This window comes from Nocardioides sp. 31GB23, from assembly GCF_040012395.1.
GTDB lineage: Bacteria > Actinomycetota > Actinomycetes > Propionibacteriales > Nocardioidaceae > Nocardioides > Nocardioides salarius.
Window position 1 is genome coordinate 1 of sequence record NZ_JBDYKJ010000005.1, and the last position, 25,306, is coordinate 25,306.

The 25,306-nt window shown below is 72.3% G+C and carries 23 protein-coding genes, 2 tRNA genes and 1 pseudogene; 7 read left to right on the forward strand and 19 right to left on the reverse strand.

The features are described 5' to 3' along the window. Positions 1-51: 51 nt before the first annotated feature. The 12 genes from clpX to ABKW28_RS02375 form a co-directional block, all read right to left on the reverse strand. Positions 52-1,335: an ATP-dependent Clp protease ATP-binding subunit ClpX gene (gene clpX, locus ABKW28_RS02320; protein WP_193667829.1), complete on the reverse strand. Its 1,284-nt coding sequence runs from the start codon at positions 1,333-1,335 to the stop codon at positions 52-54. A gap of 174 nt (positions 1,336-1,509) precedes the next feature. Beyond that, the gene (locus ABKW28_RS02325; RefSeq protein ID WP_193667828.1) at positions 1,510-2,115 is read right to left on the reverse strand and encodes an ATP-dependent Clp protease proteolytic subunit; all 606 of its coding nucleotides are present in this window, start codon (positions 2,113-2,115) and stop codon (positions 1,510-1,512) included. Between the two features lie 17 nt (positions 2,116-2,132). Next, on the reverse strand, positions 2,133-2,735 hold the full coding sequence (locus ABKW28_RS02330) for an ATP-dependent Clp protease proteolytic subunit (protein WP_302705943.1): 603 nt from the start codon (positions 2,733-2,735) through the stop codon (positions 2,133-2,135). Positions 2,736-2,884: 149 nt separating this feature from the next. Further along, positions 2,885-4,063 carry a hypothetical protein gene (locus tag ABKW28_RS02335; RefSeq protein WP_348606097.1) on the reverse strand — a complete coding sequence of 393 codons (1,179 nt, stop codon included), beginning with the start codon at positions 4,061-4,063 and terminating at the stop codon, positions 2,885-2,887. A 114-nt stretch (positions 4,064-4,177) separates the two neighbouring features. After that, positions 4,178-5,605: a trigger factor gene (tig, locus tag ABKW28_RS02340; protein WP_193667826.1), complete on the reverse strand. Its 1,428-nt coding sequence runs from the start codon at positions 5,603-5,605 to the stop codon at positions 4,178-4,180. Between the two features lie 57 nt (positions 5,606-5,662). Continuing rightward, a tRNA-Pro gene (locus ABKW28_RS02345) sits at positions 5,663-5,735 on the reverse strand. Between the two features lie 47 nt (positions 5,736-5,782). Beyond that, positions 5,783-5,856 (reverse strand) — tRNA-Gly (locus ABKW28_RS02350). 158 nt (positions 5,857-6,014) lie between these two features. Then, positions 6,015-7,118: a PP2C family protein-serine/threonine phosphatase gene (locus tag ABKW28_RS02355; protein ID WP_227491397.1), complete on the reverse strand. Its 1,104-nt coding sequence runs from the start codon at positions 7,116-7,118 to the stop codon at positions 6,015-6,017. A gap of 26 nt (positions 7,119-7,144) precedes the next feature. Next, a complete protein-coding gene (locus tag ABKW28_RS02360) occupies positions 7,145-7,993 on the reverse strand; it encodes an Fpg/Nei family DNA glycosylase (RefSeq protein WP_193667825.1) in 849 nt (282 codons plus the stop codon). Continuing rightward, a complete protein-coding gene (locus ABKW28_RS02365; protein ID WP_193667824.1) occupies positions 7,986-8,507 on the reverse strand; it encodes a ribose-5-phosphate isomerase in 522 nt (173 codons plus the stop codon). The genes ABKW28_RS02360 and ABKW28_RS02365 overlap by 8 nt, the downstream gene beginning before the upstream one ends. A 36-nt stretch (positions 8,508-8,543) precedes the next feature. Further along, the gene (locus ABKW28_RS02370; RefSeq protein ID WP_193667823.1) at positions 8,544-9,428 is read right to left on the reverse strand and encodes an alpha/beta hydrolase; all 885 of its coding nucleotides are present in this window, start codon (positions 9,426-9,428) and stop codon (positions 8,544-8,546) included. A 9-nt stretch (positions 9,429-9,437) separates the two neighbouring features. Further along, positions 9,438-10,007, reverse strand: coding sequence for a hypothetical protein (locus ABKW28_RS02375; RefSeq protein WP_193667822.1), 570 nt, complete (start codon positions 10,005-10,007; stop codon positions 9,438-9,440). On the opposite strand from ABKW28_RS02375, the pseudogene ABKW28_RS02380 reads away from it, so the two are divergent. After that, positions 10,006-10,359 (forward strand): annotated as a pseudogene (locus ABKW28_RS02380) (DUF2568 domain-containing protein); the annotation flags it as partial. The gene ABKW28_RS02375 and the pseudogene ABKW28_RS02380 sit on opposite strands and share 2 nt — an antisense overlap. Before the next feature lie 131 nt (positions 10,360-10,490). On the opposite strand, the gene metG reads toward ABKW28_RS02380, so the two are convergent. Beyond that, a complete protein-coding gene (metG, locus tag ABKW28_RS02385) occupies positions 10,491-12,287 on the reverse strand; it encodes a methionine--tRNA ligase (RefSeq protein WP_193667820.1) in 1,797 nt (598 codons plus the stop codon). Between the two features lie 70 nt (positions 12,288-12,357). Here metG and ABKW28_RS02390 point away from each other — a divergent pair, with 70 nt between their 5' ends. Beyond that, positions 12,358-13,047, forward strand: coding sequence for a GPP34 family phosphoprotein (locus ABKW28_RS02390; protein WP_348606099.1), 690 nt, complete (start codon positions 12,358-12,360; stop codon positions 13,045-13,047). Positions 13,048-13,091: 44 nt separating this feature from the next. Here ABKW28_RS02390 and ABKW28_RS02395 read toward each other — a convergent pair whose 3' ends face one another. After that, positions 13,092-14,276, reverse strand: coding sequence for an N-acetylmuramoyl-L-alanine amidase (locus tag ABKW28_RS02395; RefSeq protein WP_348606101.1), 1,185 nt, complete (start codon positions 14,274-14,276; stop codon positions 13,092-13,094). A gap of 73 nt (positions 14,277-14,349) precedes the next feature. Here ABKW28_RS02395 and ABKW28_RS02400 point away from each other — a divergent pair, with 73 nt between their 5' ends. Beyond that, a complete protein-coding gene (locus tag ABKW28_RS02400; protein ID WP_348606102.1) occupies positions 14,350-15,627 on the forward strand; it encodes a DUF2254 domain-containing protein in 1,278 nt (425 codons plus the stop codon). A 13-nt stretch (positions 15,628-15,640) separates the two neighbouring features. Here the strand turns inward: ABKW28_RS02400 and ABKW28_RS02405 are convergent, their stop codons facing one another. Both ABKW28_RS02405 and ABKW28_RS02410 read right to left on the reverse strand, forming a co-directional pair. Further along, the gene (locus tag ABKW28_RS02405; protein ID WP_348606103.1) at positions 15,641-16,261 is read right to left on the reverse strand and encodes a DsbA family protein; all 621 of its coding nucleotides are present in this window, start codon (positions 16,259-16,261) and stop codon (positions 15,641-15,643) included. 28 nt (positions 16,262-16,289) lie between these two features. Further along, positions 16,290-17,936 (reverse strand): CHAP domain-containing protein, encoded by a 1,647-nt coding sequence (locus ABKW28_RS02410; RefSeq protein ID WP_348606105.1) that lies wholly within the window; start codon positions 17,934-17,936, stop codon positions 16,290-16,292. 184 nt (positions 17,937-18,120) lie between these two features. Between ABKW28_RS02410 and pepN the strand changes: the two genes are divergently transcribed. After that, positions 18,121-20,670 carry an aminopeptidase N gene (pepN, locus tag ABKW28_RS02415; RefSeq protein ID WP_348606106.1) on the forward strand — a complete coding sequence of 850 codons (2,550 nt, stop codon included), beginning with the start codon at positions 18,121-18,123 and terminating at the stop codon, positions 20,668-20,670. Between the two features lie 67 nt (positions 20,671-20,737). Here the strand turns inward: pepN and ABKW28_RS02420 are convergent, their stop codons facing one another. Beyond that, on the reverse strand, positions 20,738-21,124 hold the full coding sequence (locus ABKW28_RS02420; protein WP_193667813.1) for a DUF5130 family protein: 387 nt from the start codon (positions 21,122-21,124) through the stop codon (positions 20,738-20,740). After that, a complete protein-coding gene (locus ABKW28_RS02425; RefSeq protein ID WP_193667812.1) occupies positions 21,111-21,485 on the reverse strand; it encodes a hypothetical protein in 375 nt (124 codons plus the stop codon). The genes ABKW28_RS02420 and ABKW28_RS02425 overlap by 14 nt, the downstream gene beginning before the upstream one ends. A gap of 124 nt (positions 21,486-21,609) precedes the next feature. Between ABKW28_RS02425 and ABKW28_RS02430 the strand changes: the two genes are divergently transcribed. Both ABKW28_RS02430 and ABKW28_RS02435 read left to right on the forward strand, forming a co-directional pair. Next, on the forward strand, positions 21,610-22,665 hold the full coding sequence (locus tag ABKW28_RS02430; protein ID WP_348606107.1) for a mechanosensitive ion channel family protein: 1,056 nt from the start codon (positions 21,610-21,612) through the stop codon (positions 22,663-22,665). Continuing rightward, the gene (locus ABKW28_RS02435; protein WP_341230600.1) at positions 22,662-23,033 is read left to right on the forward strand and encodes a globin; all 372 of its coding nucleotides are present in this window, start codon (positions 22,662-22,664) and stop codon (positions 23,031-23,033) included. Before ABKW28_RS02430 ends, ABKW28_RS02435 begins: the two co-directional genes overlap by 4 nt. A 4-nt stretch (positions 23,034-23,037) precedes the next feature. Here ABKW28_RS02435 and ABKW28_RS02440 read toward each other — a convergent pair whose 3' ends face one another. Then, the gene (locus ABKW28_RS02440; RefSeq protein WP_193667809.1) at positions 23,038-23,922 is read right to left on the reverse strand and encodes a thioesterase family protein; all 885 of its coding nucleotides are present in this window, start codon (positions 23,920-23,922) and stop codon (positions 23,038-23,040) included. 100 nt (positions 23,923-24,022) lie between these two features. Between ABKW28_RS02440 and ABKW28_RS02445 the strand changes: the two genes are divergently transcribed. Beyond that, complete coding sequence (locus ABKW28_RS02445) at positions 24,023-25,237, forward strand: acetyl-CoA C-acetyltransferase (RefSeq protein WP_193667808.1); 1,215 nt, start codon at positions 24,023-24,025, stop codon at positions 25,235-25,237. Positions 25,238-25,306 lie beyond the last annotated feature (69 nt).

The window sequence follows — 25,306 nt, forward strand, 5'->3', positions numbered from 1 at the left end:
CGCCCCGACCGGTCCGGTCGGGGCGCTGCTGCGTGCGGCGGCGGGAGCCGCTCAGGCGGACTTCTTCTTCTTGGTCTCGCTCTCGCGCAGCACCAGCTCGGGGCTCTCGTCACCGGTGACGACCTCGGCGGACAGGATCACCTTGGCGACGTCGCCGCGCGAGGGCACGTCGTACATCACCTGGAGCAGGACCTCCTCGATGATGGCGCGCAGCCCGCGCGCACCGGTGCCGCGCTCCATGGCCTTGTCGGCGATGGCGTCGATCGCCTCGGCGGTGAACTCGAGCTCGACCCCATCGATCTCGAAGAGCTTCTGGTACTGCTTGACCAGGGCGTTGCGCGGCTCGGTGAGGATCTGGACCAGCGCGGGCCGGTCGAGCTTGGAGACGCTGGCGATGAGCGGGAGCCGGCCGATGAACTCGGGGATCAGGCCGAACTTGGTGAGGTCCTCGGGCCGCACGAGGGCCAGCAGGTCGTCCTCGGTGCGGTCGGCCTGCTTCTTGACCTCGGCGGTGAAGCCCAGGGTCTTCTTGCCGACCCGCTGCTCGATGATGTGCTCGAGACCCGCGAACGCGCCACCCACCACGAAGAGGATGTTGGTGGTGTCGATCTGGATGAACTCCTGGTGCGGGTGCTTGCGCCCGCCCTGCGGCGGCACCGAGGCGGTGGTGCCCTCGATGATCTTCAGCAGCGCCTGCTGCACGCCCTCGCCGGAGACGTCGCGGGTGATCGAGGGGTTCTCGGACTTGCGGGCCACCTTGTCGATCTCGTCGATGTAGATGATGCCCGTCTCGGCCTTCTTGACGTCGTAGTCGGCGGCCTGGATCAGCTTGAGCAGGATGTTCTCGACGTCCTCGCCGACGTAGCCGGCCTCCGTCAGCGCGGTGGCGTCGGCGATGGCGAACGGCACGTTGAGCATCCGGGCCAGCGTCTGGGCCAGGTAGGTCTTGCCGCAGCCGGTCGGCCCGATCACCAGGATGTTGGACTTGGCGACCTCGACGACCTCGTCCTTGGCGTGCTTGCCCGCGGCCGGCGCGAGGCCGGACTGGACGCGCTTGTAGTGGTTGTAGACCGCCACCGCCAGCGACTTCTTGGCCTGCTCCTGGCCGATCACGTAGGAGTTGAGGAAGTCGAAGATCTCGCGCGGCTTGGGCAGCTCGCCCATGCCGACCTCGGTGCCCTCGCTGAGCTCCTCCTCGATGATCTCGTTGCACAGGTCGATGCACTCGTCGCAGATGTAGACGCCGGGTCCGGCGATGAGCTTCTTCACCTGCTTCTGCGACTTGCCGCAGAACGAGCACTTCAGCAGGTCTCCGCCGTCACCGATCCGTGCCACCGGGGTCACCCTCCTCGATCACCTCGGGCGCGAGGGGCGCCCGGGTCGTGCGTCTTGGTGCGCCGCTCCCCCGTCGGGCGGGGGGCAGCCGTGTTGCAACGATCTGGACGAAGGTACTCCCCGAGCCGCCCCTCGTGGGGGAGGACGCGGGGAGACACCCTCGCCGTGTGGACCTCAGGTGAGGGCCGGGGTCTTCAGCGACTCCAGGACCGAGTCGATCAGGCCGTACTCCACCGCCTGCTGGGCGGTGAGGATCTTGTCGCGCTCGATGTCGCGGCTGACCTCCTCGACCGGACGGCCGGAGTGGTCGCTGATCATCTTCTCGAGCAGCTCGCGCATCCGGATGATCTCGTTGGCCTGGATCTCGATGTCGGAGGTCTGGCCGAACGTGCCCTCGGTGTAGGGCTGGTGGATCAGGATGCGGCTGTTGGGCAGGCCCATCCGCTTGCCGGGGGTGCCCGCGGCCAGCAGGATCGCGGCCGCCGAGGCGGCCTGGCCCAGGCACACCGTGCGCACGTCGGGCTTGATGAAGTTCATCGTGTCGTAGATCGCCGTCAGCGCGGTGAACGAGCCACCGGGGCTGTTGATGTAGATGCTGATCTCCTGGTCGGGGTTCATCGACTGCAGGCACAGCAGCTGGGCGATGACCGCGTTCGCGACGTCGTCGGAGATCGGCGTCCCGAGGTAGATGATCCGCTCCTCGAAGAGCTTCGCGTAGGGGTCGATGCGGCGCACGCCGTAGGAGGTGCGCTCCTCCCACTGCGGGATGTAGTAGTTCATGGTGTGCGGTGCTCCCGTCACTTCGTGTGGGCCGGACGGCCGTCGTCGGCCGCCTCGCGAGCGCTCTTGATGACCTGGTCGACCAGGCCGTAGTCCTTGGCCTGGTCGGCGGTGAACCAGCGGTCGCGGTCGGCGTCGGCGACGACCTGGTCGATCGGCTGGCCGGTGTGCTCGGCGATCAGGTCGAGCAGCACCTTCTTGATGTGCAGCGACTGCTGGGCCTGGATCTTGATGTCCGAGGCCGAGCCGCCCATGCCCGAGGAGGGCTGGTGCATCATGATGCGCGCGTGGGGCAGGGCGTAGCGCTTGCCCTTGGTGCCGGCGCACAGGAGGAACTGGCCCATCGAGGCGGCCAGGCCCATGCCGACCGTGGCCACGTCGTTGGGGATGTAGTTCATGGTGTCGTAGATCGCCATGCCGGCGTCCACGGACCCGCCCGGGGAGTTGATGTGCAGGAAGATGTCGGCCTCGGGGTCCTCTGCCGAGAGCAGCAGCAGCTGCGCGCAGATCGCGTTGGCGTTCTGGTCGCGCACCTCGGAGCCGAGGAAGACGATCCGCTCCCGGAGCAGACGCTGGTAGATGTGGTCGTCGAGGACGTTGAGCCCGGCGCCACCACCCATCCTCTGGTCGGAGGCGGTGTCGCGGCCTGCGGAGCTGGAGTTCTGGTTCACGTCGCCGACACTAGCCCGAAGGACGGACAGTTCCACGGGCAACCCCGCCCTGTTCGCCGACAGCGGATCCCGGCGCCGCACCGGTCCGGTCCAGCCGTTCAGTCCAGCCAGCGGCGCAGGGCCGTCAGCACCTCGGGATGGTTGAGCAGGTCGAAGTGGCCGCTGCGCCCGACGTGCAGCACCGTGGCGCCGGGGAACAGCTCGCCACCTCGCCGGTCGCGGCCGTACGCCGAGGGCGGACGCACCAGCAGGTCGCCGACCACCTGGCCCACGGGGTGCCGCTCGGCGGCGCTCAGGGTGGCCGCCACCAGCCGGTAGCGCGCGTGCGGCAGGGCCGGCACGTCCTCGGCGAGACCGGCGACCAGGTCGTGCACCCCCACCGAGCGCCAGTCGAGCAGCCGCCCGAAGGCGGCCGTCTCGGGCAGCAGCGACAGCCCGCGGCTGCCGTGCCCGATGCCCTGGGCCACGGGCGCGCCGAGGTGCGGGGTGCCGAGCGTGACGACGTCGCTGACCAGGCGGGTCCAGCCCGCGCCCGTCCCGTCGGGCTGCACGGCCACGGCGCCCGCGGCGCGCATCACCAGCCCGCCCATCGAGTGGCCCACCAGGGCGATCCGGGTGACCTCGACGGGCCAGTGCTCGACGACCTGCTGCAGCAGCGCGGTCAGGGCCGCGCCGTTCTCGCGCAGCGACAGGCCGGTGTTGGCGCGCAGCAGCAGCGGGGTCCACCCGCGCGCGGCCAGGTCGTCGGCGTACGTCGTGCCGGTGCGCTCGCGGTGCCGGCCCCAGTAGGACTCGTCCTCGCACAGGCCGTGCAGCAGCACCACGACCCGTCCGGTCGCGTCGGGGAATGCCTGCGCCAGCCCGGGACCGTCGGGCACCACGTCGCGCCCGCCGAGCCGCACCGCGGTCGAGATGGCCATCTGCGGGCGCTCGCGCAGCAACCGGTCGCCGATCAGGCCGTTGACGGCGGCACTGACGAACCGGCCCCGGGTCGAGTCCTCCAGGCGCGGGCCGGCGCCGGTGGCCGCCGCGCGGTCGAGCCCGCGCGAGGCGGTGCGCAGGCCCAGCCCCAGCCCGCCGTACACGGCGCCCGCGATGCCGCGGTGGGCCGTCTCGACGACCCCGGGCCCGGTGCCGCCGAGGCGACGGCCCAGGCCGTGCACCCGGTCGAGCCAGGCGGTGTGGGTGTCGCGCGCGCTGCGCACGACCAGGGCGTCGGCGACCTCGCAGGCCAGCGAGGCGAGGTCGAGCACCGAGGGGCCGCTGGCGGTGGTCATGGGTGCACCCTAGCGCCTCAGTGGACAAGCGTGCACTCGATCATCGCGGGGCCCCGGACGCCACGACCCGCCCGAGCAGTGCTCGGGCGGGTCGTGGGCGGGCACGCGCCAGGCTCAGGCCTGGGCGTCCTCGGTCTCGCTGTCGCTCTCGTCCTCGACCTGGGCCTCGGCCGGCTCAGCGGCCTCCGCCTCGGGCTCCTCGGCCGGCTGCTCCATGATGGTGCCGTCGGGCTGCAGGTTCTTCAGCTCCAGCACGTTGCCCGAGGCGTCCTTGACGGTCGCCGACTCCACCAGCACCGCCAGCGCCTTGCCGCGCAGGATCTCCTGCACGAGCTCGGGGATGTGGTTGTGCTCGAACATGTGGTTCGCGAACTCCTGCGGGTCCTGGCCGGACTGCTGGGCGCGACGGATCAGGTGCTGGGAGAGCTCCTGCTGGTCGACGCCGAGCTCCTCCTTCTTCGCGATCTCGTCGAGCAGGAACTGCGCGGCGACGGCGTCGCGGACCCGGCGGTCGAGCTCGGCCTCGAACTCCTCCTGGGTCTGCTCCTCGTCCTCGAGGTACTTCTCCATCGTGATGCCGGCCATCATCAGCTGCTGCTCGATGTTCTGGCGGCGCGCGTTGAGCTCGTCGGTGACCATCGTCTCCGGCAGCGGGACGCTGATCTTCTCGAGGAGGGCCTCGAGCACCGCGTCGCGGGCCTCGGCGGCCTGCTCGAGGCGCTTGCCGTTGCCCAGGCGCGAGCGGACGTCGGCCACGAGCTCCTCGGAGGTGTCGAACTCGGAGGCCAGCTGGGCGAACTCGTCGTCGAGCTCGGGCAGCTCCTGCTCCTGGACCTGGCTGACCGAGACGGCCACCTCGACCTCCTCGCCGACGAGGTCGCCGCCGACGAGCTGGGAGGTGAAGGTCTTGTCGTCGCCGGCCTTCATGCCGACCAGCGCGTCGTCGAGGCCGTCGATCATGCCGCCCTTGCCGACCTGGTAGCTCATGCCGGCCACCTCGGCGCCCTCGAGCACCTCGCCGTCCTTCATGGCCTTGAGGTCGAGCACGACGAAGTCGCCCTCGGCCGCGGCGCGCTCGACGTCGGCGAGGGTGCCGAAGCGCTCACGCAGCGACTGGACCTGCTCGTCGACGTCCTCGTCGCTGATCTCGATGTCGTCGACCTGGGCCTCGAGGCCCTCGTAGGCCGGCAGCTCGATCTGCGGCTTGACGTCGACCTCGGCGGTGAACTCGACGAGGTCGTTGTCCTCGAGCCGGGTCACCTCGATCTCGGGCTGCGCGAGCGGCTCGAGCGAGTTCTCCTGCAGCGCCTCCATGTACTTCTTCGGCAGCGCGTCGTTGATGGCCTGGTCGAGGACCGCGCCCCGGCCGACCTGACGGTCGATGACCATCGGCGGCACCTTGCCCCGGCGGAAGCCGGGGACGTTGATCTGCTGGGCGATCGCCTTGTAGGCCGCGTCGAGGCTCGGCTTGAGCTCCTCGAAGGGCACCTCGACGGTCAGCTTGGCCCGGGTCGGGCTCAAGGTCTCGACGGCGCTCTTCACAGGGTGTCTCCTCATGGTTCGGTGGTGGTGTCGGCACAGGTGGTTCGTGGTGTGACGTCGGGGCGACAGGACTCGAACCTGCGGTCTCCTGCTCCCAAAGCAGGCGCGCTAGCCACTACGCTACGCCCCGCCAAAGCGCCCCCTCCGGCTCGCGTCGCGAGGCCGCCGGGGGCTCCTTGGAGCGGATGACGGGAATCGAACCCGCGTAGCCAGTTTGGAAGACTGGGGCTCTACCATTGAGCTACATCCGCACGCACCGGGGCTCCGCCCCCGTGTACCCCCGGACCGTGGTGCCGGTGGGTGCGCAGGTGCGGGTCCCCTGGACCACCGAATCGTGCCACACGCCGCGGCCGCGGCCACAACCGGCGCCGACCGCCCACCGCGACCAGCACCGCCGCCCCCGGCCGGATCAGCGCCGGTGCACGACCACCATGGCCCGGTCGTCGTCGGGCGAGCCCAGCGAGGCGACCAGCCGCTCGGCCGAGCCCACGAAGCTGCCGTGCAGCAACGTCTCGGCCTGCCCCAGCATCCGGTCCAGGCCCATCTCGATGTCGCGGCGCGGGCGCTCGACCATCCCGTCGGTGTAGAGCAGCACGGCGTCACCAGGACCCAGCACCCCCTGCGCGACCTCGAACTCGGCGTCCTCGATCAGCCCCAGGACCGGGCCGGCACTCGGCAGCACCCCCCAGCGGCCCGACCCCGAGTGGCGCTGGACGGCCGGCGGGTGGCCGGCGCTGCGCACCGAGAAGTCGCCGGTCACGAGGTCGAGCGAGAGGTGCACGGCCGTGGCGAAGCCCTCGTCCCAGCCCTGGCGCAGCAGGTAGTCGTTGGCGGCCTCCAGGAAGTCCTCGGGCGCCAGGGCGCCGAGCATGCCGCCGAACGCGCCCGAGAGCAGCAGCGCGCGGGTGCCGGCGGCGTCGCCCTTGCCGGACACGTCCACGACCACGACCTCGAGGCGGGTGTCGTCGGCGAGCACCGTGGCGACCAGGAAGTCCCCGGCGAAGGGCGTGCCCGAGGCGGAGCGCAGCGCCGACTCCACGAGCCAGCCCGCCGGCAGGGCGGGGATGCCGCCCTGGTTGAGCAGCCGGTCGCGCAGGTCGACGAACATCGACTCGCCGGTGTTGCCGGCCACGCCCAGGCTGGAGCGGCGGCGGGCGGTGACGAGCACGATGGCCGCCATCAGCCCCTCGATCACCGCCACCGCCACGATGCGGCTGGTGACCTCGGCCTGCAGGACCAACGTGGCGACGACCATCGCGACGATCCAGCCCACGAACCACGGCAGCTGGCGCGGGTTGAGCACCAGGCTGCCCAGCAGCAGGGGCACCATCAGCGCGGTGACCGGGAAGACGGCCGGCGCCAGGGCCACCCCGACGACCAGGGCGGCGGCCAGGAGGCACAGCAGCGCGGCGGTACGGAACTGGCGGACCCGGCCCCGCCGCCACATCAGGCGCACCCGGTCGAGCCCGGTCGCCACGGCCCCCGGGTCGGAGTGGTCGAACGCCGCGTCCATGGTCCGTCCTTCGCCGGGGTTCGGGCTCATCGTAGAGCCCGGGAGCGGAACGTGGGCTGGCAACGGCTGCACCAGAAGAGGTTGCGACCGGCCATCTCGGTGGTGCGCACCGCGCGACCGCAGACCAGGCAGGGCTGGCCGTGGCGCCGGTAGACGTAGACCTCGCCGCCGTGGTCGTCGCGGCGCGGCGCACGCCCCATGGCCTCGGGCTCGTGCTCGGGGCGCACGGTGTCGATCCGCCCCGTGCGCACGCCCTCGGTCATCAGCACGACCAGGTCGTCCCACATGGCGCGCCACTGGCCCACCCGCAGCGTGCGGCCGGGGCGCTGGGGGTCGAGACGGTGCCGGAAGAGCACCTCCGCGCGGTAGACGTTGCCCACGCCCGCCAGCACCGACTGGTCCATCAGCAGCGCCCCGATCGGCGTGCGGCTGCGGCGGATCCGCTCCCACGCCCGGTCGGGGTCGGCGTCGGCGCGCAGCGGGTCGGGTCCCTGGCGCTCGAGCACCGCGTCGCGCTGGGGCCCGGTCAGCAGCTCGCAGGCGGTGGCCCCGCGCAGGTCGGCGTACGCCCGGCCGCCGGCGTCGGCCGCGACCAGCCGCAGCCGCACCTGGCCCACCGGGTCGGGGACCTCCTCGACGTCGGGGTGCACGTCGAGCTTGCCGTAGAGACCCAGGTGCACGTGCACCCAGCGCTCACCGGGGAAGGCGAGGAAGAGGTGCTTGCCCCACGCCTCGGCGTGCTCGAGCACGCCCCCGTCGAGCTGGGCGGCCGCCTCGGCGAAGCGGCCCTGCGGGCTGGAGACGGCGACCCGCCGCCCGGCGAACGCTGCGCCCAGGTGCCCGGCGAGCCGGTGGAGGGTGTGCCCCTCAGGCATCGGTCCCCTCGTCGGGACCCAGGCCCCGCGCCGACTCCGGCAGCGGCGGCAGCACCGACGTCTCGTCGTACGACGCGAGCTGGCCGATGCGCCGCACGTGGCGCTCGTCGCCGCTGAACGGCTCGGCCAGGAAGACCTCCACGAAGCGGGTCATGTCGTCGAGGCTGTGCATCCGGCCGCCGACAGAGACCATCTGCGCGTCGTTGTGGTCGCGGGCGAGCTTCGCGGTCTCCTCCGACCAGGCCAGCGCGCAGCGGATGCCCTCGACCTTGTTGGCCGCCATCTGCTCGCCGTTGCCGGAGCCACCGACCACCACTCCCATCGAGTCCTGGCCGGCGGCGCGCTCGCGGGCCACGGCCTCGGCGGCGCGCAGGCAGAAGACGGGGTAGTCGTCGAGGGCGTCGTAGACGAACGGGCCGTGGTCGACCGGCTCGTAGCCGTGCTCGGTGAGCCAGGCGACGAGGTGGGCCTTCAGGTCGAGTCCGGCATGGTCGGAGCCCAGGTGCACGCGCATGGCGGGATCATCCCAGAGCCGGGCGAGCGGGTCGGCTCAGGGGTACATGCCCAGGAACGCCGCCACCTGGCGGGTCATCGGCTCGGCGGCGTCGAAGACCTCGGGGTGTCGCCAGAAGCCGTGCACCTGGCCCAGGTAGCGGGTCGCGACCACGGCGACCCCGGCGTCGGCCAGCAGCGCGGCCAGGTGCTCGCCCTCGTCGCGCAGCGGGTCGTGCTCGGCCGTGGTCACCAGGGTCGGTGGCAGCGCCCAGAGCCGGTCGGAGCGCAGCGGTGCCAGGTCGGGGTGCTCCAGGTCGGCCGGGGTGGCGGCGTACTGCTGCCAGTACCACTGCGCCTCGCGCGGGTCGAAGCCGTCGGCGGCGGTGCGGTAGCTCTCGAACGCGCCCTCGGGGTCGAGGAAGGGGTAGACCAGCGCGAGCGCCCGGAAGCGCCCGGGGTGGCGCAGCGCCGCCACCAGGGCCAGGTTGGCCCCCGCGCTGTCGCCGTGCACGTAGAGCGGCGCCTCGAGCTCGTACGCCGCGCCCTCGCGCGCCAGCCAGGCCAGCACCGTGTCGACGTCGTCGGGGGCCGCGGGGAACCGGTGCTCGGGCGGGCGGCGGTAGTCCACGCTGAGCACCGTGACCTCGCTGCGGTTGGCCAGCCGGCGCGCCGCGGCGTCGTGGACGTCGATGTCGTGGAAGACGAAGCCGCCGCCGTGCAGGTGCACCAGGGTGCCCTCGCGCGCGTCGCGGGGCCGGTAGAGCCGGCAGCGGACCCCGTCGGCGTCGACGTCGAGGACCTGCTCGACGTCCTCGCGGGGCAGGCCGGCGGCGAGCTCACGGGCCTGGCGGCGCGACTCCTCGATGTCGAAGCCCGGTTCGAAGACCTTGGGCGTCAGCGCGGCCGCCTCGACGAAGCGGCGGGACTGGGGGTAGAGCACGCGGTCTCCTCAGCGCTGCATCAGGGCGTCGAGCCCCACGGCGATGGCGGCGGCGACCCGGAAGTCGACGCGCTCGTCGGGCACGGTGACGGTGTAGCGGTCGCGCAGCTTGAACTGGCGCTCCACGCTCATCAGCGGCGCTCCGTCGGGGGTGGTGAAGTCGAAGTGGATCGAGAGGAACGGGATGTCGGCGACGCGGCGCAGCAGCGCGGTGAGCTGGCTGCGCTCCTGGCCGGTGCCGGTGTAGCCGGGACCCTCGACGTGGAAGGTCGAGCGCAGCAGGCTGGCCCCGAAGTCCTTGCGGAAGAAGCCGACCTGGCGCTGGCCCTCGTCGAGCACGTCGTAGCCGGCGTTGAGGTCGACGCGCTTGCGGGCCTTGAAGCTGAAGACCGGCCGGGCCCTGGACTCGTCGGCGTAGAAGGTGACCTCCTCCTTGAAGGCCAGCCGCTTCTGCTGGGCCAGGCCCATCAGCCGGCCCTCCGCCCCGTCGGGCTCGGCGGCGACGAGCTCGTAGCGGTTGGTGGTCATCGCCAGCTTCTGCTTGACGTAGAAGCTGGGGAGGTACATCTCCGCGGTCATGGCCCCGAACCTACGCCCGAGCGGTCACTTTCTAACCACCGACCAGTCACTTCCGCACCCACGGGTCCGGACGCCGCAGACTGGTCCCGTGGTCTGGTCCGTGCTGACGCTGCTGTTCCTGGTCGAGCTGCTCGCCTGGGCGGCGTACGGCGTGCTCGGCTGGGCGCTGTCGCCCGGGTGGCTGTGGGTGTGGCTGCTGCCGCTGCTCGTGGTCTCCCTGTGGGCAGCGACCGCCTCGCCGAGGGCCCGGTGGCGCGGCGTCGTGCTGACCCCCGTCGTCAAGCTGCTCGCCTTCACCGGCGCCGTGCTCGCCCTGGTCGGCACCGGGCACCCTGTGGCCGGTGGCGTGCTCGGTGTCCTCGCGACCGCCGTGCACCTGGCTGCGCGCCGACCCGACGTACGGGCTCGACTGGAGCAGATCAGCACCCCGGATGGGGTGCGGGACCGACCGCTCGGTGGTGCACAGGTGACTGCTCGTGCCCCTCAGGCCTCGGCGAGGCGGGCGACCTCCTCCTCGGCCACGGCGGGGTCGAGCTTGGTGAAGACCGGGGTGGGCTTGTCGACGGGGGTGCCGACCACGATTGGGTGGCGCTGCCAGGACGGCGCGGTGGTGTAGTCGCCGGTGATCACCGGGTAGCCGGGGCCGCCGTCGAGGTCCTCGACCTCCTCGATGCGCGGCATCGGGGCCACCTCGCCGGCGCCGCCGAGCGCCCGGTCGACGGCGTTGGCCGAGAACGGCAGGAACGGCGCCAGCACCAGGTTGAGGTCGGCGACGCACTGGGCGACCACGTGCAGGATCGTGGCCAGCCGCTCGCGCTGGTCCTCGCCCTTGAGCTTCCACGGCTCGGAGTCGGAGACGTACTTGTTGACCACCCCGACCGCGCGCATGGCCTCGCCGATGGCGGCCTTGAGCCGGTGCCGCTCGAGCAGGTCGCCCACGGTCGCGAACGCGGCCTCCGCCACCGCGAGCACCTCCTCGTCCTGCGGCTCCAGCGGCCCGGCGGCCGGGATCTCGCCGAAGTTCTTGGCGATCAGCGTGGCGGTGCGGTTGACCAGGTTGCCCCAGCCGGCGACCAGCTCGTCGTTGGTGCGGCGCACGAACTCGGCCCAGGTGAAGTCGGAGTCCTGGTTCTCGGGACCGGCCGAGGCCACGAAGAAGCGGAACGCGTCGGGCTGGTAGCGGCTGAGCAGGTCGCGCACGTAGATGACGACCTTCTTGGAGGAGGAGAACTTGCGCCCCTCCATGGTCAGGAACTCCGAGCTGACCACCTCGGTCGGCAGGTTGAGCTCGCCGTAGGCGTGGGTGCTGCCCCCGTGGTCGCCCTTGCCCGAGTAGGCCAGCAGCTCGGCCGGCCAGATCTGGGAGTGGAAGGTGATGTTGTCCTTGCCCATGAAGTAGTAGGACAGGGCCTCGGGGTCGTTCCACCACTGGCGCCACGCCTCGGGGTCGCCGCTGCGCCGGGCCCACTCGATGGAGGCCGAGAGGTAGCCGATGACCGCGTCGAACCAGACGTAGAGCTTCTTCGTCGGCTGCTCGCGCCAGCCGTCGAGCGGGACCGCGATGCCCCAGTCGATGTCGCGGGTCATCGCCCGCGGCCGGATCTCCTTGAGGATGTTCTGGCTGAAGCGGATGACGTTGGGCCGCCACAGACCGGTCGCCTCGCGCTCGTCGAGCCACTCCCCCAGCGCCTCGGCCAGCGCGGGCAGGTCGAGGAAGAAGTGCTGGGTCTCGATGAACTCGGGCGTCTCACCGTTGATCTTCGAGACCGGGTCGACGAGGTCGGCGGGGTCGAGCTGGTTGCCGCAGGTGTCGCACTGGTCGCCGCGGGCGCCGCCGGCGCCGCAGATCGGGCAGGTGCCCTCGATGTAGCGGTCGGGCAGGGTGCGCCCCGTCGACGGCGAGATCGCGCCGTGGGTGGTCTGCTCGACGAAGTAGCCGTTGGCGTGCACGCCGAGGAAGAGCTCCTGCACCACCGCGTGGTGGTTGGGCGTGGTGGTGCGCGTGTAGAGGTCGTAGGTGCAGCCCAGCGCGGCGAGGTCCTCGGCGATGATCCGGTGGTTCTTGTCGGCGAGCTCCTGGGGGGTGACCCCGGCCTCGTCGGCGGCGATCAGGATGGGCGTGCCGTGCTCGTCGGAGCCCGAGACCATCAGCACGTCGTGGCCCGCCATGCGCATGTAGCGGCTGAAGACGTCGGAGGGCACCCCGAAGCCGGCGACGTGGCCGATGTGGCGCGGACCGTTGGCGTAGGGCCAGGCGACTGCCGACAGGACTCTGCTCATGGGGGAATCCTAGGAGTGCGCGGCGCGCGGCCCGTCGGCGGCGTGCCCGCACGTGGCTACCGTGGAGACCATGACCACGCTGCTGGCCGAGGACCTGCTGCTCCTGCTGCTCGACGACGAGTCGGGCGCGCTGGACGCGACCACGGACCCCGCGCCCGCGCTGGGCGGCGCGCTGCTGCTCGAGCTGGCCCTCGACGACGCCGTCGAGGTCCACGCGCGACGCTGGGCCGGCGACGTCGTGCGGCCCACCGCGCAGGGGGCCGGCCCCGCGGGCACCCAGCCCCGCGACCCGCTGCTGGAGGCCGCGCTGGCCACGGTGGCCGAGAAGGAGCGCACCCCGCAGGACCTGGTGCAGCGGCTCGGCAAGGGGGTCAAGGAGCAGCTGGTCGAGCGGCTGGTCGGGCGGGGCGTGCTCGAGGTGCGCCGCGACAAGGTGCTGGGGCTCTTCCCCCGCACCCGCTGGCCGGCGCGCGACAGCTCCCACGAGGACGCCGTACGCCGCTCGCTCACCGCGGTCCTCGTGGGCGGCGCCGAGCCCGACCCGCGCACCGCCGCGCTGGTCGCGCTCCTGCACGCGACCGGCCGGGCCCACAAGGTCGTCGACCACCAGGGGATCCGCGCGGGGCAGGTCAGGCGCCGGGCCAAGGAGGTCGCCGAGGGGGCCTGGGCGGCCGAGGCCGTGCGCAGGGCGGTCAGCGCCGCGACCGCCGCGGTCGTCACCTCGATCGCGGTCGGGGCGGCCGTCTCGTCAGGAGGCTGACCCGCCCGGGGCCGGGCGGGTCGCCGGCCGAGCACCAGCCGGGCTCAGCCGGTCCCGCCGTACCTCTTGGCGCGCTTGCGGGTGCGCCTGCGGATGGCGGGCAACTTCTTGTAGAGCGACTGCCCCGGGCAGGCGGTGTCGTTGGTGTCGCGGTGGCCGTCGATGACGCGCAGCCGGACCCAGCCCTTGGGGTGCTTGTCGCTGCCGGTGGAGTAGACCCGGACCCTGCCCGAGGGCCGGCGCCCGTACTTGTCGAGCTTCCAGGCCGCCAGCTTGACCACGGCCGTGACCGCCTTGCCGCTGACCCCGCTGGTCTCGAAGTTGCCGATGACCGCCACGCCCACCGACGTGTTGTTGAAACCCAGCGTGTGCGCGCCGCGCACCGGCTTGCCCGGGCCGCCGGCCCGCCCGACCCAGGTGCGCCCGAACTTGTCGACGAGGAAGTTGTAGCCGATGTCGGACCAGCCCAGGGACTGGGTGTGGTAGCGGTACATCGAGCGGATCATGGCGGGCACGTCGCCGCGGCTGTAGTCGTTGCCGCTCGCGGTGTGGTGCACGTGGACCTGCTGGATGGTGCGGCACATCACCGGCTTGCCGTCGCGCCACGAACCGTCGGCACCCCAGTCCTTGCGACTGAGCAGCCGCGGCCGCGGCGAGCGACGGGGCTTCTTGCGGGCGGGCTCGTCGGAGTCCTCCTGCGCCGCGCCGCTGCGTCCCCCGGGGATCGAGGCCCGGGCCCGCGCGTCACCGGGCCGGCTGCCGGGGTCGATGAGCACCAGGCGCAGATCCCCGGGACGCCGTCCGACCACGAGCACCTCGACGCCGTCGGCCTCGGGGAGCCACAGCGGGTCGGTGCCGCGGCGCCCGGCGTCCTCGCGACTGCCGGTGTCGGGACCGTCGTGCAGCACCCGCAGCGCCTGCCACGACGACCAGCGGCCGCCGCTGCGGGTGCGCACCCGCAGCCCGGGCGGCCTGCCGGTCCAGGTCAGCGCGAGCATCCGGTACGACGCGGTGTCCAGGCGGCCGGTGGCCCACCGGCCCGCGCCGCTGCGCTGGAGGCGCTGGGTGCCGAGGGCGATCTCGTGGCTGGCGACGCCACCGGACCTGGTGGTCTCGGCGGCCGCGGAGCCGGGTGCGCCCCACCCCGCCAGGGCACCGATCGCGGGCACGGTCGACAGGGCCGCGGCCCGGGTGACCAGGGTGCGGCGCGGCAGCGGTGGACTAGACATCACCAACATCATGCGTCACTGCAGCCACAGTGTCGATCCCCCGCGGCAGCGGCGTACACGGTAGGAAGGGACGGTGAGCACCCCACGGACCCGGCCCACCCCCGTCCCCGCGGCCCCCTCCGGCGACCAGGCCGGACGCAGCTGGCTGGGTCGGCAGGCCCGTCGGGCGGTGCGCCCGTTCTGGGTGGTGCCGGCGCTGTGGTCGGGCGGGGCGATCGCGCTCGGCCTCGTCGTCCCGAGGCTCGACTCCACCGGCCTGGCCGACCTGCTGCCGTTCCTCTTCCCCGGCGACGTCGAGGGCGCGCGCAGCGTGCTGTCGAGCATCGCGGGCGCGATGATCACGGTCACCGGCCTGGTCTTCTCCAACACGATGGTGGTGCTGCAGCTGGCCAGCAGCCAGTTCTCGCCCCGGGTGCTGCAGACCTTCCTGCAGGACCGCGTCACCCAGCACACGCTCGGCGTCTTCACCGCGACGTTCGTCTACGCCCTGACGGTGCTGCGCTCGCTGGCCGACGCCGGCGACGACCCCGTGCCCCAGCTGGCGGTGACCCTCGCCTTCGCGCTGGTGGTCGCCGCGGTGGCGATGTTCCTGCTCTTCATCAACCACATCACCGCCTCGGTCGGCATCTCCAACATCCTGCACCGCAGCGCGCGCGAGACCCGCGACCTGCTCCAGCGCGGCCGAGGGGCCCGCCGCGACCTGCCCGAGGAGCGGCCCGGGCTGGCCGACCTGGGCCACCAGCACGTGGTCCTGGCCCGGCGCAGCGGCTACCTCGACGCCCTCGACGTCGACCAGCTGTGCGCCCGGGCGCGCCAGCACGGGGCGCGCATCGAGGTGCTGCACCCGCTGGGCACCTTCCTGGTGGAGTCGCGCCCGCTCGCCGTGGTGCACGGCGCCCGCTCGGGCGACGTCGACTGGGACCAGCTGCTGCACCGCCACGTCGACCTCGCCCGCGAGCGCTCGCTGCAGCAGGACGTGGCCTTCGGCCTGCGCCGGCTGGTGGACATCGCCGAGCGCGCGCTGTCGCCCGGCATCAACGACCCGACCACCGCCGTGCAGGCCGTCGACCAGCTGCACGACCTGCTGCACCGCCTGGCCACCGAGCCCGACCCGTGGCCGGTGCACGTCGACGACGAGGGCACGCCACGCCTGGTGACCCGCGAGACCACCTTCGAGCAGCTGCTCGACCTGGCCGTCGACGAGATCGCCCACTGGGGCCACGACGGCCTCCAGGTCCCCCGGCGGCTGCGCGCGATGCTCGACGACCTCCTGGTCGACGCGACGCCCGAGCACCGCACGGCCCTGCAGGCCAAGCAGTCCCGCCTCGCCGCGCTCGACACGGCGGGCTGAGGCGCGCTGCCGCCTAGCTGAAGTCGAGCTCAGCCGTGCGCGAGCGCTTGAGCTCGCAGAAGTAGGGGTAGCCGGCCATCAGCACCGCGCCGTCCCAGACCTTGCCGGCCTCCTCGCCCCGCGGGATCGACGTCATGACCGGCCCGAAGAAGGCGGTGCCGTCGATGGCGATGGTCGGGGTGCCGACCTCGTCGCCGACCTGGTCCATCCCCTCGTGGTGCGAGGCGCGGATGGCGTCGTCGTACGACGCGTCGTCCCAGGCCTCGATCAGCGCGGCCGGGAGCCCGACCTCGTCGAGCGCCTCGACGACCACGTCGCGCTCGGCACCCCGGCCCTGGTCGTGGATGCGGGTGCCCATCGCGGAGTAGAGCGGCAGCAGCTGGTCCTGGCCGTGGCGCTGCCAGGTCGCCATCGCGACCCGCACCGGGCCCCAGCCCTTCTCGAGCGCCTCGCGGTACTCCTCGGGCACGTCCTTGCCCTCGTTGAGGTAGGACAGGCTCATCACGTGCCAGGAGACCTCGATGTCACGCACCTGCTCCACCTCGAGGATCCACCGCGAGGTGATCCAGGCGAAGGGGCACAGCGGGTCGAACCAGAAGTCGGCCGTGGACGTGGAAGCGGTCTGGGAGGTCATGGACGTTTCAATCACCTCCCCCGTCGCGCTATTCCCCCGGGACCTCGACCCGCAGCACCTGCCGGGAGCGACGGACCACGTCGGTGCCCTCGTAGACGACGCGGACGCGGTGGGTGCCCGGTTCGAGGCGCGCCAGGCGCAGCCGTGCCGCACCGCCGTCGAGCTCGGCGCTGCGCACCCGGTCACCGATGAACAGGTGCACCGTGCCACCCGGTCCCGGAGCCTGGACGCCGAGCGCGGAGACCGCCACGTCGGCGACCACCTTGTGCCTGCGCCCCGTCGCCTCGACCAGCATCGTCGAGCGCGTGGTGACCGGCCCGCCGGTGCCGAGCAGCGCCGTGTGCGTCTCGTACCCCGGCCGCGCGACCTCGACCAGCACCTCGACGGTGCGGCCCACGTCGCCCTCGCCGAGCGAGTAGCGCCGACCGCCGGCGCCGACGGCCGAGCCGGAGACTGCCTGGCCGTCGCGGCGCCAGGTGTAGGTGACCTCGGCGTCGGCCGGGGCGAAGGTGCCGGGCGCGACCTCGAGCGTCTTGCCCAGGCGGGCCTTGCCCGACAGCGTGAACGGGTCGGAGACGGTGAGCACGCCCGGTGCGACGCGGCCGGCCGGGACCGCCGCCGTGCTCGTGCGGTAGCCGTCGAGGGCGGCGCTCTCGCGGACCTCCACGGTGGCGTCGACCAGCTCGGGGGTCAGCCGCAGGCGGGCCGTGGTGGCTCCCGCCACGGGTGACCCGTCGGCGTACCACTGCAGCGAGGTCTGCTCGGGCGTCGGGCCGTAGCTGCCGCGGGTGGCGGTGAGGACCTGGTCGACCTGCGCGGTGCCGCTGACGGCGGGCGCGCTGAGGGTGGTCAGGGTGCCGGGCTTGACCTTGCGGGTGCGCGAGGAGGTGGCGGTGCCGTCGGCGTAGCCCTTCTTCGTGGCCACCACCGACACCGAGAGCCGGGCGCGCCGCTGCGCCGCGGTCGGGGTGAAGGTCGGCTGGTCCGCCCCGGGCACGGGGTTGTTGCCGGCGTACCACTGCAGCCTCGTGGTGCCCGCGGGCCGCCAGCTGCCGGTGGTCGCCTGCAGGGTCTCGCCCACCGCGACGTCGCCGGTGATGACGGGAGCCTCCTCGGCCTCGACCTGCTGGTCGCGGAAGTGGATGAAGCCGCTGGGCCAGCCCGAGCCGGAGGTGGTGATGCGCCGCCAGTGGAAGTCGCCGCCCCAGGAGTCCTCCGAGACGATGATCTCCGTCGGCGAGACGACCTGCTCGACGTAGGCCACGTGGCCGGCGGACCCGGCGCCGGGCACGTTCGCCTTCCACCAGGCCACCGAGCCGACCACCGGCACGTCGTCGACCAGGTGGGACATGGCGTAGCCCCAGTTGGTGGCGTTGCCGCTGCCCGACCAGGGCCGCTCGGGCGACATGCCGTTCTGCACCAGCCGGTAGGCCACGTAGTTGGTGCAGTTGTGCCCGGCGTACATCCGCCACCACATCTGCTGGCCGGCCGTGCGGTAGCCGGCGTGCGAGTAGCCCTTGTCCTGGCACGACACGTAGCCGGTGCACAGGTAGGTGGAGTAGCCGTGGGCCGGCACCGCGGGCAGCACGACCAGGCTGACGGCCAGACTGACGAGCAGGCCCACCAGGCGCCCGGCCGGACTCCTGGTCCCAGCACGCGACGCTTCCCGAGTCATCATCACGAGTGGGGATTAAACCCCACGTCAAGCACCGACACGCCGGTTGTCTCGATTTTTTTCACTTCAGTCACATCGGTCGCACCAGGCCTCAGGCACCCCAGCAGGCACGCAGCAGGTATGCAGCAGACCCCTCCAGGTATCTGGTTGTCGCCGTCAGCCCGCGCGGTGCGATGATCGCGCCATGCCTGGAACCAACCTCACCCGGGACGAGGCCGCCACCCGCGCCGCCCTCCTGGACGTCACGTCGTACTCCATCGACCTGGACCTCACGACGGGCGAGAAGACCTTCGCCTCCACGACCACGCTCTCCTTCACGTGCAGCGAGCCGGGGGCGGCGACCTTCGCCGACCTCGTCGACGCCACCGTGCACGAGATCACCCTCAACGGGCGCAGCCTCGACCCCGCGACGGCGTACGCCGACAGCCGGATCGCCCTCGACGACCTGGCCGCGGAGAACACGCTGGTCGTGCGCGCCGACTGCACCTACTCCCACACCGGCGAGGGCCTGCACCGCTTCGTCGACCCGGCCGACGACCGGGTCTACCTCTACTCGCAGTTCGAGGTCCCCGACGCCCGGCGCGTCTACACGACCTTCGAGCAGCCCGACCTCAAGTCGGTCTTCACCTTCCGGGTCACCGCACCCCAGGACTGGAAGGTCGTCTCCAACTCCCCCACCCCCGAGCCGCAGGCCCTGGGCGACGGCCGCGCCGTGTGGGAGTTCGAACCCACCAAGCCGATGTCGACCTACATCACCGCGCTGATCGCCGGTGAGTACCACGAGGTCCAGGACGTCTACGAGGGCACGCACGGCACCATCCCGCTGGGCCACTACTGCCGCCAGTCGCTGGTGGAGTACCTCGAGCGCGACCTCGAGGACGTCCTGACGATCACCAAGCAGGGCTTCGCCTTCTTCGAGGAGGCCTTCGACTTCCCCTACCCGTTCGGCAAGTACGACCAGCTCTACGTGCCGGAGTACAACATGGGCGCGATGGAGAACGCCGGCGCCGTGACGCTGCGCGACGAGTACCTGCCCCGCTCGCGCCAGCCGCGCTCGTTCTACGAGTTCCGCTGCTCGGTGATCCTGCACGAGATGGCGCACATGTGGTTCGGCGACCTGGTCACCATGAAGTGGTGGGACGACCTGTGGCTCAACGAGTCCTTCGCCGAGTGGGCCTGCTACCACGCCGAGGTCGAGGCCACCGAGTTCACCGACTCCTGGACCGGCTTCGCCAACGCGCGCAAGCAGACCGGCTACCGCGCCGACCAGCTGCCCAGCACGCACCCCATCGCGGCCGACAACCACGACCTGCAGGCCGTCGAGGTCAACTTCGACATGATCACCTACGCCAAGGGCGCCTCGGTGCTCAAGCAGCTGGTGGCCTGGGTCGGCCTCGACGACTTCCTCGGGGGGCTGCAGCAGTACTTCAAGGACTTCGCCTACGGCAGCTCCGAGTTCGCCGACCTGCTCGCCGCGCTGGAGAAGTCGTCGGGCCGCGAGCTCGCCGGCTGGGCGAAGGAGTGGCTGCAGACCGCGGGGGTCAACACCCTGAGCGCCGAGTTCGACCTCGACGCCGAGGGTCGCTACACCCGGCTCGCGGTGCGCCAGGGCGCCCACCCCGACTGGCCGCAGCTGCGTCGCCACCGCATCGGCATCGGCCTCTACAACGAGGTCGAGGGGCGCCTGGTGCGCACCCGCTACGTCGAGACCGACGTGGAGGGCGAGCTCACCGACATCTCCGAGCTCGCCGGCGAGGCGCAGCCCGACCTGCTGCTGCTCAACGACGCCGACCTGACCTACGCCAAGATCCGCCTCGACGAGCGCTCGCTGGCCACCGCCATCGGCGGGCTGTCACGCCTCGACGACTCGCTGGCCCGCGCCCTGGTCTGGGGTGCCGCGTGGGACATGACCCGCGACGCCGAGATGGCCGCCACCGACTACGTCGAGCTGGTGCTGGCCAACATCGGCAGCGAGACCGACCCCTGGGGCGTGAGCCGGATCCCGAGCACGGCCGCCACCGCGGCATCGGCGTACTCCGCACCGGCGGGCCGGGCGGCGCTGCTCGAGCGCTGGGAGAGCGGGCTGCGCGAGCTCGCGCTGGCCGCCGAGCCCGGCAGCGACCAGCAGCTCACCTTCGTGCGCTCGTACGCCGCGGCGGCGCACGGCGAGCGCGCCCTCGACGAGGTCGCCGGGCTGCTCGACGGCACCTGGGAGATCGAGGGGCTCAGCGTCGACCAGGACCTGCGCTGGTCGTTGGTGACCTCGCTGGCCGCGGCGGGCCGGGCCGGCTCGCGCATCGACGACGAGCTGGCCGGCGACGCGACGATCTCGGGCCAGGAGCACGCCGCCGCCGCGCGCGCGGCGCGCCCCGACGCGGCCGCGAAGGCCGAGGCCTGGGAGCTGGCCGTCGAGCGCACCGACGTGCCCAACGAGACCGCGCGCTCGATCGTGTTCTCGTTCATGCGCGAGGGCCAGGAGGAGGTGCTCGCGCCGTACGTCGACAAGTACCTCGAGGCGGCCGAGACCCTCTGGGACCACCTGGGCACCCACCGCGCCTCGACCGTGCTCAACTACATCTTCCCCAGCCCGCTGGCCAGCGCCGAGCTGGTGGAGAAGGTCGACGCCTGGCTCGCCAGCACCGAGGCCCCCGCCGCCGCCCAGCGCTACGTGCTCGAGGGCCGCGCCGACGCGCTGCGCGCCCTGGCCGCCCAGGAGCGCGACGCCCGCCGCTGAGGCACGCACCACGACGAGGGCCCCCGGAGCAGTGCTCCGGGGGCCCTCGTCGTACGTCGTGCGTGCCTCAGGCCTTGGCGTGCAGGGTGCGCGGGGGCCGCGCGTGCTCGGCGAGCATCTCGATGCCGCGGCGCAGGCCACCGGCGAGGTCGCCCGTGGCGAAGTCCTGCTGCATGTGCAGCGCGGCCAGCTCGACCTCGCGGTCGGTGAGGGTGCGCCGCACGTAGGCGCCGGTCACGATCTCCAGCACCCGGCGGGTCGGGTCGACCATGACGAGGATGCTGCGCGAGGGCGCCACCAGCGTGTTGTGCAGGCTGGTGGCGAAGTCGCGGGGCTCGCCCTCGGCGTTGCCGACGAAGATCGAGAACTCCATGCGGCACAGCTGCTCGGCGCGACGGATCGTCGCGTCGAGCGCGGCGTGCTCGGCGGAGGTGAAGGGGTCACCAGCGGGCACTGGAGCCACCCGCCTGCGAGTCGTCGCCATCGGGGCCGGCCAGCTCGCCGGTGGCGCGGCGCGGGCCGCCGATCCACTGGTTCTCGACGGCCGGGGCGCCGGGGGCCACCCGCTCGCCACGGGCCAGCGGCGGGCCGTAGACCAGCGCGGTCAGGACGAGCACGCCCAGCACCGGCAGCCCGACCAGGACCAGCAGCCAGCCGAGGGGGTCGACGGCGGCCGGGTCGGACCAGCCCTCGGGCACGTCGGCGGCGGCCGGGGCGGCGCTCAGCACGACCGCGGCGCCGGCCGCGCCGAGCGCGAGCAGCAGCGTGCGGGCACGGCGGGCGAGGACGGTGGAGGCGGTGATCAGCGTGGTCACCCCACGAGGATATCGCTCCCGGCGCGGCGCCCGCACCGCGCCCGCCCCGGCGCCCGCTCGACGTGACCCGGTCGACACGCGCAGGGTTGGGGGTCGTGGCCGGGCACCTGTTTGACTGGCGGGCATGGTTCCCCTGGTTTCGCTCTCCTCGCTGATCAAGGGTCGCTGCGACGACACCGAGCAGGTCTGCACGCTGGTCAAGGACTGGACCGGCAGCAACAAGCTCGCCAACATCGCCGACCTGCTCATCGGCAAGCCGATGGCCGTGCTGGGGCTCATCCTCTTCGGCCTCCTGCTGCGCTGGGTCCTGCACCGGGTGGTCGACCGCATCGTCTCCCGCGCCGAGGACGGCGTGCTGCCCGACCAGGTCAACCGCTTCCGCCGCGGACGCGCGGCCAAGGTGGAGGCCGCCCACGAGGCGCGCAACGCCACCCGCCGGGTCCAGCGCGCCAAGACGATGGGCAGCCTGCTCAAGAGCATCATCACCGGCCTGGTGCTCGCGATCGTCGGCACGATGGTGCTCAGCGAGATCGGCGTCAACATCGCCCCGATCATCGCCAGCGCCGGCATCGTGGGCCTGGCCGTGGGCTTCGGCGCCCAGTCGCTGGTCACCGACTTCCTCTCGGGCGTCTTCATGATCTTCGAGGACCAGTACGGCGTCGGCGACGAGATCGACCTCGGCGAGGCCATCGGCACCGTGGAGGCGGTGAGCCTGCGCGTGACCCGGCTGCGCGACATCAACGGCACCGTCTGGTACGTCCGCAACGGCGAGATCGCCCGGGTGGGCAACATGAGCCAGAACTGGGCACGCACCGTGCTCGACGTCTCGGTCGCCTACGACTCCGACCTGGTCAAGGTCAGCCGGGTGCTGCAGGACGTCGCGCACGACCTGTGGGACGACGAGGACTTCAAGGGCAAGGTGCTCGAGGAGCCCTCGGTCTGGGGCGTGCAGGACCTGGGCGCCGACGGGATCGCCGTGCGCGTGGCCCTCAAGACCGCCCCGGGCCTGCAGTGGGGCGTGGCCCGCGAGATGCGTCAGCGCATCAAGGCCCGCTTCGACATCGAGGGCATCGAGATCCCCTTCCCGCAGCGGGTGGTCTGGCACCGTGACGAGCGTGACGCGGCCGGGGACCAGCCGGCGGAGGACACCGCGGGCACGAACGGGAGGATGGGCCGGTGACGTTCTACGACGAGATCGGGGGCGAGGCCACGATCCGGGCGATCGTGCACCGCTTCTACGAGGGCGTGCGCGACGACGAGGTGCTGCGCCCGATGTACCCCGAGCAGGACCTCGCCCCCGCCGAGGACCGCTTCGCGCTGTTCCTCATGCAGTACTGGGGCGGGCCCACGACGTACTCCGACACCCGTGGGCACCCCCGCCTGCGGATGCGGCACGCGCCCTTCGCGGTCAACCCCGAGGCGCGCGACCACTGGCTGATGCACTTCCGGGCCGCGCTCGACGAGGCGGACCTGACCGAGGAGCAGCGCCAGACGTTCTGGGACTACGTCACCCACGCGGCCCAGTTCATGGTCAACACCCTCGACTGAACCGCTACCCGGCGGCGCGGCCCAGCATGGCCTCCAGCGCCTCGCGCTGCTCGGGGGCCGGCGGCCGGGCCCGACCCGATCCCGGGTCGACGAAGACCAGCACCACCCGGGCCCGCGCCAGCACGGCGTCGCCGTCGCAGATCTCGCTCTCGACCACCGTCGACGTCGTGCCGACGTGGCTGACCCACGACCACGCGTCGTACGCCGCCTCCCGGTGCAGGATCGGCACCCGGTAGTCGACCTCGGCGCGCGCGACCACCATGCTGGTCCGGCTCGCGTCACCCGGGCTCGGCCACAGCCGCGACATCAGCGCGATCCGGGCCTCCTGCAGGTACTCGAAGTAGCGCACGTTGTTGACGTGGCCGTAGACGTCGACGTCGCTGAAGCGGACCCGCACCGGGTAGTGCCCGACCTCCTCGCGGTGCGCCGGCCCGGCGACCACCCGCTCCCCCGGTTCGGCGTCCTCGACGTAGGCCGCGAGCGCCTCGCGCTCCTCGGCGCTCAGGCGGCGGGGCCGCTCGTGGCTGAAGACGAAGGGCGTCAGGACGGTGGTGGCCCGCAGGTAGACGGTGCGGCTGCCGTCGTCGTGCTCGTCGAAGATCTCGTAGGCCATCGTGAAGCTGGCCGCGCGGACCCGCACCACCCAGCACTCGATGCTCACGGACCCGAAGCGGAAGGTCAGCGGCGCGCGGTAGGAGACCTCGTGGCGCACCACGACGAGCCCCTCGACCAGGGCCTGCGCCGACTGCTGGGCCGGGGCCCCGCCGCGGTGGTGGCGCATCATGTCGACGCGCGCCTCCTGCAGGTAGTCGACGTAGACGACGTTGTTGACGTGGCCGAGCAGGTCGAGGTCGGCCCAGCGCACCGGGCACTCGTAGCGATGTCGCACGTCGTGATCGTGCCAGAACGGTCATGCCGTCCGCGGCCCCCGGGGCTCGACTAGGGTGGGCGCGACTCATCGTTCCCGAACAGAGAGCCGGTCTCCATCCATGCCTGAGGCAGTCATCGTCTCCACCGCCCGCTCGCCCATCGGGCGCGCCAACAAGGGCTCGCTCAAGGACCTGCGTCCCGACGACCTGAGCGCGACCATCATCAAGGCCGCCCTCGACAAGGTGCCGGCGCTCGACCCCAGCAGCATCGACGACCACTACATGGGCGTGGGCCTGCCCGGCGGCGAGTCCGGCAACAACCTGGCACGCGTCGTCAACGTGCTCAACGGCATGGACGACGTGCCCGGCGCGACGATCACGCGCTACTGCTCCTCCTCGGTGCAGACCACCCGGATGGCCTTCCACGCGATCAAGGCCGGGGAGGGCGACGTCTTCATCTCCTCGGGCGTCGAGACCGTCTCCCGCTTCGCCAAGGGCACCTCCGACCACTGGCCCGACACCCACAACCACCTCTTCGACGATGCCAAGGCGCGCACCGACAAGATGGCCGAGGGCGGCCAGGACTGGGTCGACCCCCGCGAGAACGGCCAGCTGCCCGACGTCTACATCGCGATGGGCCAGACCGCCGAGAACGTCGCGCGGATGCGCGGGCTGGACCGCAAGGAGCTCGACGAGTTCGGCGTGCGCAGCCAGAACCTGGCGGAGAAGGCGATCAACGACGGCTTCTGGGCCCGCGAGATCACCCCGGTGACCCTGCCCGACGGCACGGTCGTCTCCACCGACGACGGCCCGCGCGCCGGGGTCACCTACGACGCGCTCAAGGACCTCAAGCCGGTCTTCCGCCCCGACGGCGTGGTCACCGCCGGCAACTGCTGCGCGCTCAACGACGGCGCCGCCGCCGTGGTCGTCATGAGCGACACCAAGGCCGCCGAGCTGGGCCTCACGCCGTTGGCCCGCATCGTCTCGACCGGTGTCAGCGGCCTGTCCCCCGAGATCATGGGCCTGGGCCCGGTCGAGGCGACCCGCAACGCGCTCAAGCACGCCGGCATGAGCATCGGCGACATCGACCTGGTCGAGATCAACGAGGCCTTCGCCGCACAGGTCGTGCCGTCCTACCAGGACCTCGGCATCGACCTCGACCGCCTCAACGTCAACGGTGGCGCCATCGCCGTGGGCCACCCCTTCGGCATGACCGGGGCCCGCCTGCAGAACACGATGCTCAACAGCCTGGACTGGCACGACAAGACGACCGGGCTGATCACCATGTGCGTGGGCGGCGGCCAGGGCATGGCGCTGATCCTCGAGCGTCTCTGAGCCCTCGCTCGCACTTCCCACCTGCTCAGGCGCGACCCCCGGCACCGTGGTGCCGGGGGTCGCGGCCGT